This is a genomic window from Pseudanabaena minima str. Chao 2107, from assembly GCF_051131155.1.
Taxonomy (GTDB): Bacteria; Cyanobacteriota; Cyanobacteriia; order Pseudanabaenales; family Pseudanabaenaceae; genus Pseudanabaena; species Pseudanabaena minima.
In genome coordinates this window covers 1,079,507-1,095,670 of sequence record NZ_CP159508.1, presented here as the reverse complement: position 1 = coordinate 1,095,670, position 16,164 = coordinate 1,079,507, and the positions used below count along the sequence as shown (strand labels likewise).

The following is a 16,164-nucleotide window of genomic DNA, read 5'->3' as shown; positions in this document are numbered from 1 at the left end:
ACTATACTCAATAGATCAACCTAAATTGCAATAAAACTTCCATAGTGAGAATTGCTACGCTTTCAGTTTACAAATATAATAATCTACACACACTTATTTACATATCTTCTTTTATAATGAGAATTGCTTTTACTTGAGCTTGTTTAACTCTTGTTGAATAACTTTCTGTACAACTTTAACGATTAAATTTTCTAAATCTGCTACTGTAAGAGTAGTAATAAGTTGAATTTCACTAGATTGTATATCTTCTATAGTTGAGATTTCTTCTCCTGTTTTTTCTTCTACTTTATCTTGTAATTGTATTGACTGTAAGGATAATTTTTCTTCTTTAGCTGAGTACCCTAATAACTCGTATGAAATCATATCTTTAGTTATCAGGGAATTTTTATTATGCCAATTTGAAATAATCTCAAAGTAACCAGCAGCATCTTCCAAACAATATTCAAACATAGTTAATAAAATATCTGTCCAGCCTTTTTTTTTCAAAAACACTTTTTTAGGATTTTTGTGAAAATAGCTTCCATCAATTTTTTTATTTACCTTTATTTCTAAATATTCAAATAGACCATTTAAGCCTTTATATCCTTTGAGATCGGAATATTTTCGGAAATCAAAAATATTTAATTTACTGTAATTTGTCTGTATGGATAAAGCTTTTAGCCTTCTTCTTAATGTGACCAAATCACTATTTATTATATTGAAGCCAATAAAGATTTTATTATTCAAATTATCAATATCTCTGATAATCTCCTTGATAAGTTCCTCTTCCTCATATTCAAATTCCAAAAATTCAACTTTTATATATTGTTGCTTACTTGTTTTTAGAATACGAGTTAGCGTGTATCCATATATTCTTTGTGTTGCTTTCCCATTAACATAATCTGGCCAAAATTCCAAGTCAATAAAAATCAAATCATAGATAGAACCAGTAGAAAAATTGTTGATAAATTTACCGTCAAGTTTGATTTCGAGCTTATACATATAATAAACAAAGTGATTTTTTGTTTCCCATGAAAAATGTTGCCAACAATTCTGATTGACGAAGTGATCGGTAGAGAATCAATCTTAAATTTTATAAAGATGCCCAATCTTAAACCTTAAAATACACCCAATCTTAAACCTATTTGAAAACAGAAATTCTCATTATAACAATCTTACTTTAACTTGTCTTTAGATGCTAAAAATTAAGAATTCATAATGAGAATTTCTAGACTAAATCAATTTGGTTAAATCATCGATTTCAAAATATTGATGAAACTTGGTAGTTACTTGCAAAACCGACGATCGCCCTCCATCTGCTTGTCTTTTCTTTCTGACAAATCCCTGCTCAACTAATTCCTGCACATGCTGATAGGCTCCCGCCCCTCGCAACTCGATCAACTCTGACTGGACGATATTTTTTTTCAACGCGATCGCTGCCAAAGTCCGCAAAGCTCCACGCCCCAAATCCACAGGAATGAGCTTATGCACCAAATCCCCAAACTCCGATCGCAGTCTGAGCGAAAAACCTATATCGGTTTCCACAATTTCTAAAGCACTATCGCGATGGGCATACTCGGAGATTAAATCGATCAGACCCATTTCGGCATCCTCAATCTCACAACCCAGAGCTTCAGCGATCGCAGCCAAATTCATCGGTTGCCCCTTCAAATATAAAACCGCTTCTACTTTTTGCTTGAGATTATTGGCGATCGGCAGTTCTGTCTGCTCAAATCCCTCCATAGATAAAGACAGTGGCTCAGCCTCAAAGTTTTCTTCAAGCTCAAAAAACTCTTCAGGCTCTAGTTCGTCTGCATCTACAGGATCAATAGGTTGTTCAAAAGGCAATACATTCGTCATGCTAAAATTTTAACCGAGTATAGGCGGTGCATAGCGCCACTTTTACGCTCTTTTTATACTCTTAAACAAAAAATTTCACAAGCCGAGAAACCATATGCCAAGCAGCATGATGTACTACGAAGACACTTATGTGGTGCTGCCTCCAGATATGCAAGAGCGGTTTGTTAATCAGCCAGAATTAGAACAAATTTTGCATGATCTGCTTGTTGAGATCGAGCATCAAGATCTCCCCACCGATTTACAAAACCTCACCACAATTAACGAGCAAGTCCAGCGCTTGATTAAAACTGCTTGCGATCTTGACTGTGGCGATCGCGGCACATGGCAATGGTACGTCGTCCGCCTCGATAAATAAGCATGGTGAAGAAAGAACAAAGCTGATTGTCTATGGACTAGCCCCAAAGAGCATTGCTTTGTACCGTCAAGAATGAGCGTTAGGAATGCCCATGTTCACATTTATGGCAGGATATAATCATTTCCTATCTCAAATACAGCGATCGCAAATAATCATGATTCCAGAATCGGGCGAAGGTTTTAAATCGGGCTTTGTAGCATTAGTAGGACGACCAAATGTTGGCAAGTCTACGCTGCTCAATGCCCTCATCGGTCAAAAGATTGCGATCACTTCGCCTGTTGCCCAAACTACACGCAATCGTCTGCGCGGTATTTTGACATTACCTGAAGCCCAAATCGTCCTTGTCGATACTCCTGGAATTCATAAACCCCACCATTTACTCGGTCAAACCATTGTCAAAAATGCGATCGGTGCGATCTCTTCAGTGGATATGACAGTTTTGCTGGTTGATGGTAGCGATCGCATGGGAACAGGCGATCGCTTTGTTGCCGAAACAATCTTACAGAGCAACGTTCCAACGATTTTGGGTATCAATAAAATCGATATTCTTAATGATGATTCGGGAGATACTTTCACTAGCTATGAGAGCTTTGCTGAGGAGCATGGTTGGCAAGTTGCCAAGTTCTCATCGGTCACGGGGGAAGGATTAGAAGCCTTGCAGACAATGATGTGCGATCGCTTGCCCTTTGGGCCCTATTACTATCCACCTGATTTAGTCACCGATCAGCCTGAGCGATTCATTATGGGTGAGCTAATTCGTGAACAGATTCTCTTGCTTACTCGCGAAGAGATTCCGCATTCTGTAGCGATCAGTATCGATCAAGTAGATGAGCAGCCGAAAATCACAAGGGTTATGGCAACGATTCATGTAGAACGAGATTCGCAAAAGGGAATTCTCATTGGCAAAAAGGGACAAATGCTTAAAGAGATTGGGACTCAGGCAAGACTGCAAATGCAGAAGATGATTATGGGTTCTGTGCATTTGGAAATGTTTGTTAAAGTTCAGCCCAAATGGCGCTCATCACGATTTCAACTGTCAGATCTGGGCTATCGCGTAGAATAAAAAGAAGAGAATTGTAAAGCAATTCTCTTCTTTTTAGAACTCGTTGCCATAGTAAATTCTGACACCCCACATTGCGACTAAGAGAATTAGTAACACTATATCGCGAGGAAAGAATTTGAGAGGATTCCAAACGACAACGTGAGTATTGGGAGATGTAAAGCCTCGTACTTGCATAGCGCTTGCCGTCTGCTCAGCGCGGATGAATAGATTGTCAATCAGTCGCTCAGCAAGAATTAGCCAAATTTGAGTAGTGCGCTTAAAACCCAGCCTTTTCCAATTAATTGAACGAGTTCGCATTGCTCGACCTAGGTTTTGAACTTCCTCTAAAACCAAGGGTACAAATCGTAGTGCAAGTGTTAGCGTCAGGACAATTTCAACAACAGGAACTTTCAAGAATTTTAATGGAGCAAAAATCGCGGCGATCGCGGCTGTGATTTCTTCAGGAGCCGTGACTAGCAAAAATAGAGTTGGTGCGTAGAGATAGGTGAAAATCAATGTACAAACGCGCACACCTAAATCCAGAGATTTGCGAGTAACCGTAATACTGCCAGCCTTCCAAACTACATAACTATAGGAGGTTGGTTGAGGAAGTTTGATTGTTAGTGATGGCGTGTTTTGAGTTTGAGTAGTGGTGATATTTACGTCAGGGATCGGGCGGCGCGGCTGGACAGTGATATTAAAACCATCAGGGGAAATGGTGGCGATCGCTAAAGTCATAAAGGAAAGTAATAGCAAAATCCCCATTTGCTGTTTCCAAACTCGCATGGGAATTTGTGAAGCTAAGGTCAGGATGATTAATAAAACGGCGATCGCTATGCGCCAAGGCTCATTAGCTTGAATGGGCGATAGTAAAAAAGTGAGTAGTCCAAACAGTTTGATGCGTGGATCGAGTCGATGTAACCATGTGATCGGCTGTTCGAGGTAGAGTCCGATAGGAAGCGATCGCAGTATATCCACTATATTCTGATATTTTTCGGGGCTTTTATTCTTGCAGTTTCCAATATACCAAAAACGCTGTAAAACCAAATCGAAAGTTGCGGCGCAAAGCGCCGCAACTTTCGATTAGTTAACCTGAACCTGCATACTTTCCCATTGGGATAAGCTATAGGTCTTTAGTTGCAATGCGTGAATTGCGCCAGTATCGAGATGCTCTTGGATAGCCCCATAGACGAGTTTGTGTTGCTTAATCATCGATAAGCCTTCAAATTGCTCAGCAACAACGATCGCTGCAAAATGTTGACCATCATGATTAGGATCTTCAACCTGAACTTTGGCATTAGGTAAAGCGGCGCGAATTAATTCGGCGATATTGTTATGGGAAATCATGCTGGGCAAACTCAATGTTTAGAAAATATAAATTACTATTCACATTGTGACATGAACCATAATCCTTAGGTTGAAACTGTTGCAAAGCCACAGCTTCAACCTAAAAGTCCAAATAAGTTATCTCGATAATGTTTTGATCAAACCCGCAAGGTTGCGCCCTATAGGGGCGCAACCTTACGGGTTTGGGTTTAAGCACAAAGCGCTGTAAGATAAGCAACATTTTGTGCATATCATCTTCAGGATTTTAAAGAAAAGCTCTATGAAAATTGCCACTTGGAATGTTAACTCAGTTCGCACAAGAATCACCCATGTTTGTGATTGGTTACAAGCCAATTCTGAAGTTGATGTGTTGTGCTTACAAGAAACTAAGGTAATCGACACAGACTTCCCCCATACGCCATTTACAGACTTAGGCTACCAAACCTACATTTATGGACAAAAATCCTATAACGGTGTAGCGATGATCTCGCGATCGCCTTTACAGGATATCCAAACGGGTTTTGCATCAGTATTAGGCGAAATTGATGATCCCAGTTTAGATGAGCAGAAACGTCTCATCACTGCTAAATGTGGCGATGTCCAGCTCGTGAATATGTATGTCCCCAATGGCTCAGAAGTGGGAAGTGAGAAATATGCTTATAAATTGCGTTGGCTAAAGCTATTAAAAGCATATTTGCAAGCCTTGCTAGATAAAAATACCAAAGTGCTGATTTGTGGCGATTTTAATGTGGCGATCGCTGATTTGGATATTTACGATCCCAAAGGACGCGAAAACAAGGTGATGTCCACGGATATAGAGCGAGAAGCTCTTGCGGAAGTTTTAAACCTTGGCTTTAAAGATATATTTCGGAAATTTGAATCTGGTGGTGGTTACTATAGCTGGTGGGATTATCGTTCTGGAGGATTTCAACGCAATCGTGGCTGGCGGATTGATTATCACTTCTTAACAGAGTCTCTATATGAGAAAGCTACAGCCTGTGTAATTGATATAGAACCACGCAAACTTACTCAGCCTAGCGATCACACGCCTGTAATTGTGACAATTGATTAGATGATAATGTTTTTAGAGCTTAGTCGTTTTTGACGGTGCGGCAAAGCTGCGCCGTCAAAAATTGGATTTGTTAATAGATGTAAATATAGAGATCTTTAGATATGAAATACCGCATCTTTTTGGCGATCGTGCTACTCATTTTATTTTTGTTTCCCTTGCCAGCATGGGCTTTGAATCCTAGCCAAGTTGTCCAACTACAAACCACTAGAAACTGTCAAGTTTGCGATTTAACTGGAGCTTATCTGCCAGTGAGTAACTTAGACTATACATATTTACTCGCCGCTGATCTCAGTAGAGCAAATTTAGTCGGTGCGAGTATCACTTTCTCTAATCTTAGTCGGGCTAATCTTAGTGGAGCGAATCTAAGTTATGCTAACTTCAAACACACTAAAATGTTTTTAGCTAACTTTTCCAACGCTATCTTTGATAAAACAGATTTTACTGAAGCTGTCCTTACTAGTGCCAATATATCGGAAGCGCAATTAGCCAAAGCAAAGCTCTGTAAGACAGTTTTGCCCAGTGGATTAACATCAAATCGTGATTGTTAAAGCGCTTTGCGCTCAAACCCAAACCAAGAGTTTTGAGAAAGCAAATGAACCAAGAACTCAAGTTCTTGGCTAAAAGCTAAAGTCCACTGAAGTGGACTACAGAGCAGTTTGGATTAACCCGTTTCAACGGGTTTGAGCTTTTAGCCTGCACTTGAGTGCAAGGCTAATACGTAAGTCCTAACTTTTTCAAAAACTCTTGTGGTGTAAATAAAGGTGGCGCTTTGCACCGCCTTTATTGGTTGTTAGCAAGATGCTCTAATGCATCACCTGTAACTCTACAAATACGCCAATCTGGAAGAATCTCTGCGCCAATGCGAGTATAAAAGGCGATCGCAGGTTCATTCCAATCTAAAACTGACCACTCAAAGCGACCATAACCTCTAGATACTGCAATTTGAGCAAGATTGGAGATTAGCGCTTTGCCAATACCCATACCACGATACTCAGACAGCACAAATAAATCTTCTAAATAAATGCCGCGACGGGTTAAGAAAGTGGAATAGCTAGTAAAAAACAAGGCAAATCCTACAATTTGATTTGGCTCTATCTCCGCTATGATCGCTTCTATACAGGGATTTTGACCAAACAGATCTGTTTGCAAAGATTCGATATTGCCTGTCACTTTATCAGTGAGCTTTTCATAGTCAGCGAGTGCCAAAATCAACGAAAAAATAGCTGATGTGTCCGCAATAGTTGCAGGACGGATTACAAATTGAACTGGAGTCATAATTTAAAGAGTATATAGCAATATAAAACCACTAAGATAAGTGGCGGCGCGAAGCGCCGCCACTTATCTTAGTGGTTTTGCTTTTTGTTCAAGCTATACATGCTAAAACAAACGAAATGGAATTGGTCGAGATGCTTTGAAACGCTCAATTTCGGCATCCATTTGGGTAGCAATTTCCTCATTACTCTTTGAAGGTGTTGCCGAAGGCTGTAAAACATTAAGCTTGAGTGTTACCTGCTTGACCATTAGTTTCTGAGCATCAACGTCAATATCCATATGCAGGGTATTACTGCCGATAATTTTAGCTAGTTCGCTTTCTACAAGCGATTCGGTTACATTCTCAAGAGAGCTATTAATTAGATCTCGATTTCCTAAGAGAGAGTCTTGTAGTAATTTCTTTAAGTCACCGAACTTTGATAGCTGTACCAATTTATCTGCGATCGCTACAAATTTCGGATCAATTACCTGCGCTAATTCCCTATTCCAATTAAATTTTGATTCTACCTGCCGAATTAAAGACTCAGCTTCTGATTTACGCAGTTGGACGTTTTCCACTAAAGGAAGAATAGATAAAATTGTCTCTGGCAGTAAATTCTGTAGTTGATTAGGGTGAACCTTCCGAGCATAAGCATTAAGGGTGTTGAGTACCCGCTCTTCTAACGACTGTCGCCATTGGTTTACTTCTTGCACCAATGTATCAGCAGTTGCATCAATAACAGGAGATAGAGGTTCTGATTGAAACTGATTGACCACTTGCTGAATTAAAGCTTCAGTTTGATTAGACTCGATCTTGACATTACTTCCTTGCTTTTGTTGAAAGGTCAAAATTGAACTCGCGATCGCAAGGAGATCTTCACGAGAATTCGATGTATCAAAACGATTCACATAAGCATGAAGACTATTTAACAGCGATCGCTCTGTATCATTACTCATGACAGGATACCTCTAACAAATCTGCTATAGCAATCCTAAATGGTTTGTGGAAGGACACCCCGATGGGGTGTCCTTCCACAAACCACAAAAATCCACAAATGATATAGGACTGCTATATTTACTATAGCGGTTTTGCAATGAATACATATTTAGTTATAGCCGTATTTTATGGTTGATGTGGTTATCTTTATATAAGAACCCTTTCTCTCTACTTTGGCAATTTTTTGTCCTGTACTCAGGAGATTGATATTAAGACATGACGAGATTGTTGAGAACTTCCCTGTTGGATTGATGTTGACTTCCTTCGTCGGCTTCTTTTTCCTGATTCCACCTATTTGCCGAGATGAGCGAAAATATGATGTTACTTCACCGCACCTCCATCAGTCTCTTGGTTGGGATTTAGACGCAAAGCTATGTAAAAGGGTAATAGCTCAACGTAGGAAAATTGACAAAGGGGCAAAAGCTGATAAATTAAAGAAATGAAAGAACTACCCAACCTAAAAGAACTAACAGACGAGGCAAAAGAAGCCTTGATAGTTAAGTTATGGGAAGAACTACAAAAACTACAGAAGCAGTTAGAAAAGAAACCAAAGAAGACTTCAAAGAACTCAAGTTTGCCACCAGCCAAAGGATTTAAAGCGGAAATCAATAATCCAGAAAAACAGAAGGCAAACGAGCAGGAAGTATAGGAAGAGATGGAGGAGGTCGTCAACTGAGTGAAAATCCAGACCAAACGCTCAAAGCAACTGTAAAAAGTTGTGCAGAATGTGGGAAAGAGATCGCTGAATCAATGCAGGTATTACTGGAACGATACGACAAGATCGATATACCACCAATCAAGCCCATCGTTACCAGAATCGAAAGGTATGGATGCAAGTGTGAGCATTGTGGACAGGAACAAATCGCAGCATTACCCGTAGGACTTGAAGTAGGAAGTCCCTTTGGAGAAAGAATAGCTGCCCTAGTGACAACGATGAGATACAGTCACGGTATAAGCTATGGAAGAATGCAGCAAATGCTGAGTGAAGTATTTGGCTTAGAGATATCAGAAGGAGGTATCGCCAATCTCTTAACAAGGGTGAAAGGACAACTAGAGTCGGAGGTGACAGGAATACTCCAAGCCCTAAAAACATCTCGTCTAGTATGCAGTGACGAAACCAGAGCAAGGGTAAACGGTAAAAATCAATGGGAATGGGTATTTCAGAACGAACAAGTATGTTTTCATATCATCCGACCGTCTAGAGGCGCAGATGTCATCGCCGAAGTGATGGCAGAGCATCAACCAGAGGTGTGGGTATCAGATTTGTTTAGCGCCCAAAAGACCAATCCAGCGACAGAATGGCAAGTTTGTCTTGCCCATCAACTCAGAGATTGTCAGTATGGAATTGATGCAGGAGACCAGATTTTCTCTGGCAGGATGAAAAAGCTGCTGCTACGAGCTTTGGTGCTGCGAAGGCGATGGTCGGATTTAGCTGACTCTACTCGTTATCAATATCGATGTCGATTGTATCGAGACCTCGACAATATTTTAGCTCTGTTACCTACTCAAGAAGATGGACTTAGATTACAGAAGCGATATCTAGAATTACGAGAAAACTTATTTCTGTTTTTGGATGACCACACCATCCCGCCAACTAATAACTCTAGCGAACAGGCTTTACGTTGGAGTGTCATTTTTAGAAAAGTTACGAATGGTTTTCGCTCCGATTGGGGGCGTGACTTATTTGCGGCTGTTCGTTCCATTGTCAATACTGGAAAAAGACAAGGCTTTTCTGCTTTTGAGTCCATTCTTATCGCTTTGAATCCTCTCAAATCATTGTTTTCTATAGGTTGAGCAATTACGTAAAAGGTTATAACTATGACAATTAGTTACTAAATTCTAATGTAAAAATTAAGAATCACATTTTAAATTCATCGGAATCTATGCCCACACTTCTAGTCAAAAATATCCATACCTTAGTCACTATGGATAGCGATCGCCGAGAGCTCCATAATGCAGCGATATTTGTGAGAGATAATGTGATTGAGCAGGTGGGACTCACCGCCGAGTTACCTCAAAACGCCGATGAAGTATTGGACTTAAATGGAAAACATATTGTCCTACCAGGGCTAGTTAATACTCATCATCATTTCTATCAAGTTCTTACCAAAGTTATCCCCGCCGCACAAAATTGTACCCTGTTTAACTGGTTGCAAACTCTATACCCAATTTGGGGGAATCTTACTTCTGAAAGTATTTATATCAGCGCTCAGATGGCAGCAGCCGAACTGATTCTATCTGGTTGCACAACTGCTAGCGATCATCTTTATATCTATCCCAATGATTGCAAATTGGATGACGAAATAGCTGGCATACAAGAAATCGGGATGCGATTTCATGCTAGCCGAGGCAGTATGAGTGTTGGCGAGAGTCAAGGCGGACTTCCACCTGATGCTTTAGTTGAGAAGGAAGCTGACATTCTTAAAGACTCGCAAAGATTAATCGAGCAGTATCACGACCCTTCACGCCTTTCCATGTTACGCATGACTCTCGCACCCTGTTCCCCATTTTCCGTGTCCCCAGATTTGATGATCGAATCGGCAAAAATGGCGAGAGCCTATACCAGTGTGAGATTGCATACCCATCTTGCCGAAAATAAGTCTGATGTAGACTATAGCCTCGCTAAATTTGGCAAAATACCTGGAGATTATGCTGAGTCAGTTGGCTGGTTGGGTGATGATGTGTGGCACGCCCATTGTGTGAAATTGAGTGATGATTCGATCGCAAAATTTGGACGCACGGGGACAGGGGTGGCGCATTGTCCCTGTAGCAATACGCGCCTAGGTAGTGGCATCGCCCCCATCAGAAAAATGCTAAATCATAATGTGCCTGTGGGTTTAGGTGTAGATGGTTCGGCTTCTAATGACACTGGCAACCTGTTACAAGAAGCGCGAACTGCCTTTTTGCTCGCAAGGGTCAATGAGTGTGATCCCACATCAATGAGTGCTAGAGAGATCTTGGAAGTAGCAACCCTTGGTGGAGCTAAGGTTTTGGGCAGAGATGACATTGGGGCGATCGCCCCAAATATGGCAGCAGATTTTATTGCCATTGATATTGAGCGATCGCAGTTTGCAGGCGCACATCATGATCTGGTAGCTGCCCTAATATTTTGTCCTGTGCCATCGGTTGATTACAGCTTTATCAATGGTCGTAAAGTCGTTGATCGTGGTCAATTGACTACCCTTGATTTGCCAATGCTGATCGAGCGTACTAACAAAATTGCTTACCAACTTGTCAATAAGTAGAAAAAACAATAAAAAAGGACGCTTTGCGTCCTTTTTTATTGCCTTGAGAAATGCCAAAGATTAATTTTGAAAATTACTTATAAAAAAGTTGACTAAATGTGATCACTATCTGTTATATTTAGTGAGGTCAAAAAAACAGACCAAATGAAAGGGCGCTTAGCTCAGTTGGTAGAGCGTCTCGTTTACACCGAGAATGTCGGGGGTTCGAGTCCCTCAGCGCCCATTAGAATAAAAGCCTCATTGATTTCGTAGTATTATTTTTGTAACACAAAAATAATACTTTCACAACTAAAATATTTCCACTAGTGATAATGGAAATATTTTAGTTGTGAAAATATTTCCGTAACATTGCTTTGCATAACTTTAACAAGATAAAATTAAGCTTAAGTTATAGGTATATAATTACTTGAAAAACTTTTTGAGGCATTATGAAACTATAAAAGGTTATTAGAAAGTTATATAAAGTAATATTTTTCCAGTAAATCAGGTAAAATCTGATCGTAGCTTAAGAGCCAGAATTTATATGTTGTTTAAGTCATACAAAGATATTCTGCCAGCTTCGGTTGCCTTCATCGGGGGGATAATATTTGTTGTCGGTCAACCAGAATTTGCTTTAGCAAATTACCAAGCAGGATATACACCATCTGATCGCCCTAAACCACAACGTACTCAAGGAGGTGGCTCCCGCCTACTCTTTAAAGTTGTGCCTACATCTTCTCATGCACAACCCTTACAGGACTTGATTTTGTAACCTGTGCTGCCTATCTTGTCATACATTTATTTATTGACTTCTAACTTTCAATAGATATTGTTATTGAATTATTAGTAGTTAAGCATCAAGGAAAGGTAGATTGTTAGCCTTAACTTATCATGTACATTAGTTCATTTAAAGGATATAGAGAAACAGCCATAATGCTTAATTTCAAAAAAGAAGGACACGTTATACGTGTCCTTCTTTTTTGATCTGATAGGGAAAATACTGTTTTATGGCAAAACATAGTCTCGCCCTTTTTCGTTTCTACAGACCTCACTGGGTTTGTTTTTTAATTTACAAAAATGTTAGGCACACCTTTGTAAGTTGGTATTATGGGACTTACGACAAAGAGCTTGCATACATCAAAGCATTAATTTGGTAGGATCAATGCGATTTGATTTCAGTATTAAAACTTAGCGGTTCTGATCTTACTTTAACTTGTAGACCCCTCAGGAATTACGATAAAAAGTTAGGTTTAAGCAAGCAAGTGCAACTAAACTTCGTTAGATGATCGCTATTAAAACTTTAAAGTCAAATTGGGAAAAATTGCCACTTAGATTTCAACAGTGGGGAGGTTTTTTCCTGTCGAGTGGAAGTATCTACCTGTTAGTATTTGGACTACGCTGGCTAGGCTGGTTACAACCGATTGAATGGGCTGCATTTGACCTGTACATCCAAATGCGACCTCCTGAGCCAGTAGATGAAAGAATTATTATCGTTGGTGTGCAAGAATCAGATATTCGCTATCTAGGCAATTGGCCCGCATCTGACCGCATCCTTGCCCGAATTTTGAGTAAAATCCGCGATCAAAAGCCCAAGGTGATTGGCTTAGACCTGTATCGAGATATTCCTGTGGGAGATGGTTACGCAGAATTAGAACAGATATTCAAAACCACTCCCAATTTGATAGGCATTGAAAAAAGTATTGGCGATCGCTTTAGTACAGTTATTGATCCACCACCTGCTTTAAAGGCATTAGGTCAAGTATCGGCGAATGATGTAATTGTTGATCCTGACGGTAGATTGCGTCGCGCTTTACTTTATCCGATGCCTGACGGTAATGAGGGTTTACCAAGTTTAGGTTTAGCGATCGCTCTTAGATATTTAAAAGATAGAGGGATAGAACCGAAGTCATCAGAATCTGGATTCTTAAAGCTTGGCGAAGCGATTTTTCAGCCTTTAGAAAGTACTGATGGTGGATATATTCGGATTGATGCTGGTGGATATCAAGTTCTGATGAACTATCATGGCTCCTCTCAAAAGTTTCGCTACATCTCCCTTGAAGATGTGCTAGAAAATCGCATCGATCCTCAGCTAATGCGCGATCGCATTGTCTTAATTGGTCCTCAAGCTGGAAGCCTCAATGACGTTTTTTATACCCCCTATAGCAGTAATTTTATTACCTCGCCCGCTCAAATGTCGGGAGTAGAATTTCAAGCAAATATTGTCAAATTGATCTTGGGAGCAGCACTTGAAAATCGTCCTCTGTTTAGAGTTTGGTCCGATCTTTGGGAAGAAATCTGGATAGCTGGTTGGGCGATCATTGGGGCATCAATTATTTGGATCTTTTCAACTAGACGCTTAATTTTTTTAACTGGTACAGTGATTTTATGCACAGGGTTTCTTGTTGGGGGAAGCTATGTACTGTTCTTGTCGGGTTGGTGGATACCGATCGCACCTGCTCTGTTGACTTATATTGGCTCGATGTTAGTGATGCAGAGCTATATGTACGTTTCACGACTACAAGAACTGAATTCTGCACTTTCCGACTCGATCGAGCTACTTGCCCATGATGCTTCCCATGATGCTTTAACGGGGTTACCCAATCGCAATCTATTTATGGATCGGGTAGAACATGCCATCAAGTATAGTAAACGTCATTCTAGTTATCTATTTGCAATCTTTTTTATTGACTTAGATCGCTTCAAAATGATTAACGATAGCCTCGGACATAATGTGGGCGATCTATTTTTGCAGGCGATCGCGGAGATTTTGCAAAGTTGCTTACGTTCCATTGATACAGTGGCTCGCCTTGGGGGAGATGAATTTACAATTCTCGTTGATGATATTCAAGATGTGAGTGAAGCATTAATAGTTGCCGAGCGCATTCTCAACAAGTTCCTTTCTCCTGTGATCATCAAAGGTGAAGCCGTTTTCCCAAGCGCGAGCATTGGCATTGTGATCAGTACGCCTGATTATGATAATTGTGTTGATTTGTTGAGGGATGCTGATATTGCCATGTATCGCGCTAAATCCTCAGGAAAAGGACGTTATGTTCTCTTCGATCAGGAGATGTATGAGCAGACCCTGAGATTAACGCAATTAGAGAGTGAACTCCATTATGCCCTTGAGCATCAGGAATTTGAGCTTTACTATCAGCCAATAGTCTCCTTAGAAACAGATAAGTTATCAGGATTTGAAGCACTCATTCGCTGGAAGAATCCCAAACGTGGTTTTATCTCTCCCATAGAGTTTATTCCCCTTGCCGAAGATACAGGATTGATTGTGGCAGTCGGTGACTGGGTTTTAAAAGAAGCATGTCATCAACTAAAAACTTGGCTGCATAAATTTCCTGAAGCGGCTAATTTAAAGATGAGCATCAATTTGGCTAGTCATCAAATTCGTGAACCAGATGTGTTAGAGAAACTTGATGTCATTCTGGCGGAAACTGGCATTGATGGCAGTTCTATTCGTTTAGAAATTACCGAAAGCACATTGATGGATCAAGGAGAACAAACGATTAATAAATTAGCTCAATTAAGGGCGAGAAATATTCAATTGAGTATTGATGATTTTGGGCAAGGATATTCTTCCCTTAGCTATTTACATCGTTTCCCAATTAACATTCTCAAAATAGATCGAGCCTTTGTGGATCAAATGACGGAGGGCGGAGAAAACATCGAAATTGTGCGGACGATAACGATGTTGGCGCATACCTTGAATATGAGTGTTGTTGCTGAAGGTGTAGAAACTCAACAGCAGGTGGAAATTTTAAAAAAATTAGGTTGTGAGTTTGGTCAAGGATATCTATTTTCGCGACCTCTAACTGCACCTGCGGCTGAACAGGTAATTGCCAATAGTGTTAATGCGATCGCAATTTCCCCAACAACAGAGTAGTATCAAAACACAAAATGGCGTAGCCATTTTATGTTTTGTATAGCAAATCAAGTTTTGCTTAGGACATATAAAGCCCAAGAAGTGGGTGGAGGCGCGAAGCGCCGCCACTCTCTTCTTGGGCTTTGGTTTATATTAGCTGGTTTGTTTATAACCTAGTTTTAAGAAAATATTTTCTAGAGTTTCCTGAGTGCGATGAAAATTGGAAATGGGAATACCTGCCTCAATTAGAGATTTGAGTAAAGCTGCACAGTCTTCAAGACTCCCTGCAAACCTCACTCTTATCATGGCAGCATCAGCTAGAACTTCTAATTCCTGCACTAATTCTGACTGTTTTAAAACTGCTTCTAGATCTTTAATTTTGCCTAATGTGGAGATCATAATCTGTTGTTGATCTTGGTTACTGCGATCGTATAGTGCTTGCAGTCGCGAGCTTTCAACTAAACGACCTAGCTCCATAATTCCAATTGATGTGCAGATTTCTGCAAGATCGCTCAAGATATGTGATGAAATCAGGATCGTCATTCCTTGTTGTTGCAAAGACTTGATAATATTGCGAACCTGTACTCGCGCTAAGGGATCAAGTCCTGATACAGGCTCGTCAAGTAATAGCAAAGTTGGATTGTGAATGATGCTGCGTGCAAGGCTGAGCCGTTGTTTCATCCCTCTTGAGAGTGAGGCAATTAGTTCATTCTTTTTCTGTTCTAACTCCACTAGCTCGATCACTTCATGCAATCTCTGCGATCGCTGTGCATCTCGTAAAAAGTACAAACGTGCAAAGTAATCGAGATAATCCCAAACGGTTAGATCGTCGTAAAGTGGAAAATCATCGGGCAAATATCCTAGTTGTCGCTTCAGTTCAGGATTATTTTGACCACGCAAAAAACGCGCCCCGTTAATATAGATTTCACCTGCGGTGGGTTCTTCGGCAGCCGCAAGCATCCGAATTAATGTGGTCTTACCTGCGCCATTTGGTCCAATCAGTCCATAGACTTCACCGCGATCAATCTGTAAATCGATATGATTGACTGCAACGTGATTATCAAACTGTTTTGTCAATCGGTGAGTGCGAACCGTCGGTACTGCTGTCATGAGATTGATCTAAAAGTTACAGCTATGTTAACCTTCACCTTAGCAAATTGTGAAGATATTGCCTACACAAGTTGAAG

General features: G+C 40.3%; 16 protein-coding genes and 1 tRNA gene. 10 read left to right on the top strand and 7 right to left on the bottom strand.

Going from position 1 to position 16,164, the window contains the following annotated elements; genetic code table 11:
- Window positions 1-129 precede the first annotated feature (129 nt).
- Both ABM313_RS04745 and scpB read right to left on the bottom strand, forming a co-directional pair.
- On the bottom strand, window positions 130-981 hold the full coding sequence (locus tag ABM313_RS04745) for a hypothetical protein (protein WP_434686534.1): 852 nt from the start codon (window positions 979-981) through the stop codon (window positions 130-132).
- A gap of 231 nt (window positions 982-1,212) precedes the next feature.
- Complete coding sequence (scpB, locus tag ABM313_RS04740) at window positions 1,213-1,839, bottom strand: SMC-Scp complex subunit ScpB (RefSeq protein ID WP_434686533.1); 627 nt, start codon at window positions 1,837-1,839, stop codon at window positions 1,213-1,215.
- A 94-nt stretch (window positions 1,840-1,933) separates the two neighbouring features.
- Between scpB and ABM313_RS04735 the strand changes: the two genes are divergently transcribed.
- Entirely contained in the window at window positions 1,934-2,194 is a 261-nt protein-coding gene (locus ABM313_RS04735) for a chlororespiratory reduction protein 7 (RefSeq protein WP_434686532.1), read from the top strand.
- 154 nt (window positions 2,195-2,348) lie between these two features.
- On the top strand, window positions 2,349-3,257 hold the full coding sequence (gene era, locus ABM313_RS04730) for a GTPase Era (RefSeq protein ID WP_434688365.1): 909 nt from the start codon (window positions 2,349-2,351) through the stop codon (window positions 3,255-3,257).
- Window positions 3,258-3,290: 33 nt separating this feature from the next.
- Here the strand turns inward: era and ABM313_RS04725 are convergent, their stop codons facing one another.
- Window positions 3,291-4,214, bottom strand: a complete 924-nt coding sequence (locus ABM313_RS04725; RefSeq protein WP_434686531.1) for an energy-coupling factor transporter transmembrane component T family protein — start codon at window positions 4,212-4,214, stop codon at window positions 3,291-3,293.
- 105 nt (window positions 4,215-4,319) lie between these two features.
- Window positions 4,320-4,583, bottom strand: coding sequence for a BolA family protein (locus ABM313_RS04720; protein ID WP_094532289.1), 264 nt, complete (start codon window positions 4,581-4,583; stop codon window positions 4,320-4,322).
- A gap of 259 nt (window positions 4,584-4,842) precedes the next feature.
- Between ABM313_RS04720 and xth the strand changes: the two genes are divergently transcribed.
- A complete protein-coding gene (gene xth / locus ABM313_RS04715) occupies window positions 4,843-5,634 on the top strand; it encodes an exodeoxyribonuclease III (RefSeq protein WP_434686530.1) in 792 nt (263 codons plus the stop codon).
- Window positions 5,635-5,735: 101 nt separating this feature from the next.
- Window positions 5,736-6,182: a pentapeptide repeat-containing protein gene (locus tag ABM313_RS04710; RefSeq protein WP_434686529.1), complete on the top strand. Its 447-nt coding sequence runs from the start codon at window positions 5,736-5,738 to the stop codon at window positions 6,180-6,182.
- Between the two features lie 232 nt (window positions 6,183-6,414).
- On the opposite strand, the gene ABM313_RS04705 is transcribed toward ABM313_RS04710, so the two are convergent.
- Complete coding sequence (locus tag ABM313_RS04705) at window positions 6,415-6,909, bottom strand: GNAT family N-acetyltransferase (RefSeq protein WP_434686528.1); 495 nt, start codon at window positions 6,907-6,909, stop codon at window positions 6,415-6,417.
- 102 nt (window positions 6,910-7,011) lie between these two features.
- Entirely contained in the window at window positions 7,012-7,842 is an 831-nt protein-coding gene (locus ABM313_RS04700) for a hypothetical protein (RefSeq protein ID WP_434686527.1), read from the bottom strand.
- 479 nt (window positions 7,843-8,321) lie between these two features.
- Between ABM313_RS04700 and ABM313_RS04695 the strand changes: the two genes are divergently transcribed.
- The 6 genes from ABM313_RS04695 (at window position 8,322) to ABM313_RS04670 (ending at window position 14,998) form a co-directional block, all read left to right on the top strand.
- A complete protein-coding gene (locus ABM313_RS04695; protein WP_434683819.1) occupies window positions 8,322-8,531 on the top strand; it encodes a hypothetical protein in 210 nt (69 codons plus the stop codon).
- Complete coding sequence (gene tnpC, locus ABM313_RS04690; protein ID WP_434688364.1) at window positions 8,528-9,676, top strand: IS66 family transposase; 1,149 nt, start codon at window positions 8,528-8,530, stop codon at window positions 9,674-9,676. Before ABM313_RS04695 ends, tnpC begins: the two co-directional genes overlap by 4 nt.
- Before the next feature lie 89 nt (window positions 9,677-9,765).
- A complete protein-coding gene (locus ABM313_RS04685) occupies window positions 9,766-11,127 on the top strand; it encodes an 8-oxoguanine deaminase (RefSeq protein WP_434686526.1) in 1,362 nt (453 codons plus the stop codon).
- A gap of 150 nt (window positions 11,128-11,277) precedes the next feature.
- A tRNA-Val gene (locus ABM313_RS04680) sits at window positions 11,278-11,350 on the top strand.
- Window positions 11,351-11,650: 300 nt separating this feature from the next.
- Window positions 11,651-11,878: a hypothetical protein gene (locus ABM313_RS04675; RefSeq protein WP_434686525.1), complete on the top strand. Its 228-nt coding sequence runs from the start codon at window positions 11,651-11,653 to the stop codon at window positions 11,876-11,878.
- A gap of 510 nt (window positions 11,879-12,388) precedes the next feature.
- The gene (locus ABM313_RS04670; protein ID WP_434686524.1) at window positions 12,389-14,998 is read left to right on the top strand and encodes an EAL domain-containing protein; all 2,610 of its coding nucleotides are present in this window, start codon (window positions 12,389-12,391) and stop codon (window positions 14,996-14,998) included.
- A gap of 132 nt (window positions 14,999-15,130) precedes the next feature.
- Here ABM313_RS04670 and ABM313_RS04665 read toward each other — a convergent pair whose 3' ends face one another.
- Complete coding sequence (locus tag ABM313_RS04665; RefSeq protein WP_434686523.1) at window positions 15,131-16,087, bottom strand: ABC transporter ATP-binding protein; 957 nt, start codon at window positions 16,085-16,087, stop codon at window positions 15,131-15,133.
- Window positions 16,088-16,164 lie beyond the last annotated feature (77 nt).

Excerpts from the sequence above, each read along its gene's own strand:
- ABM313_RS04745 (WP_434686534.1), bottom strand. The coding sequence starts at position 981 with ATGTATAAGCTCGAAATCAAACTTGACGGTAAATTTATCAACAATTTT.
- scpB (WP_434686533.1), bottom strand. The coding sequence starts at position 1,839 with ATGACGAATGTATTGCCTTTTGAACAACCTATTGATCCTGTAGATGCA.
- ABM313_RS04735 (WP_434686532.1), top strand. The coding sequence starts at position 1,934 with ATGCCAAGCAGCATGATGTACTACGAAGACACTTATGTGGTGCTGCCT.
- era (WP_434688365.1), top strand. The coding sequence starts at position 2,349 with ATGATTCCAGAATCGGGCGAAGGTTTTAAATCGGGCTTTGTAGCATTA.
- ABM313_RS04720 (WP_094532289.1), bottom strand. The coding sequence starts at position 4,583 with ATGATTTCCCATAACAATATCGCCGAATTAATTCGCGCCGCTTTACCT.
- xth (WP_434686530.1), top strand. The coding sequence starts at position 4,843 with ATGAAAATTGCCACTTGGAATGTTAACTCAGTTCGCACAAGAATCACC.
- ABM313_RS04710 (WP_434686529.1), top strand. The coding sequence starts at position 5,736 with ATGAAATACCGCATCTTTTTGGCGATCGTGCTACTCATTTTATTTTTG.
- ABM313_RS04705 (WP_434686528.1), bottom strand. The coding sequence starts at position 6,909 with ATGACTCCAGTTCAATTTGTAATCCGTCCTGCAACTATTGCGGACACA.
- ABM313_RS04700 (WP_434686527.1), bottom strand. The coding sequence starts at position 7,842 with ATGAGTAATGATACAGAGCGATCGCTGTTAAATAGTCTTCATGCTTAT.
- ABM313_RS04695 (WP_434683819.1), top strand. The coding sequence starts at position 8,322 with ATGAAAGAACTACCCAACCTAAAAGAACTAACAGACGAGGCAAAAGAA.
- ABM313_RS04685 (WP_434686526.1), top strand. The coding sequence starts at position 9,766 with ATGCCCACACTTCTAGTCAAAAATATCCATACCTTAGTCACTATGGAT.
- ABM313_RS04675 (WP_434686525.1), top strand. The coding sequence starts at position 11,651 with ATGTTGTTTAAGTCATACAAAGATATTCTGCCAGCTTCGGTTGCCTTC.
- ABM313_RS04670 (WP_434686524.1), top strand. The coding sequence starts at position 12,389 with ATGATCGCTATTAAAACTTTAAAGTCAAATTGGGAAAAATTGCCACTT.
- ABM313_RS04665 (WP_434686523.1), bottom strand. The coding sequence starts at position 16,087 with ATGACAGCAGTACCGACGGTTCGCACTCACCGATTGACAAAACAGTTT.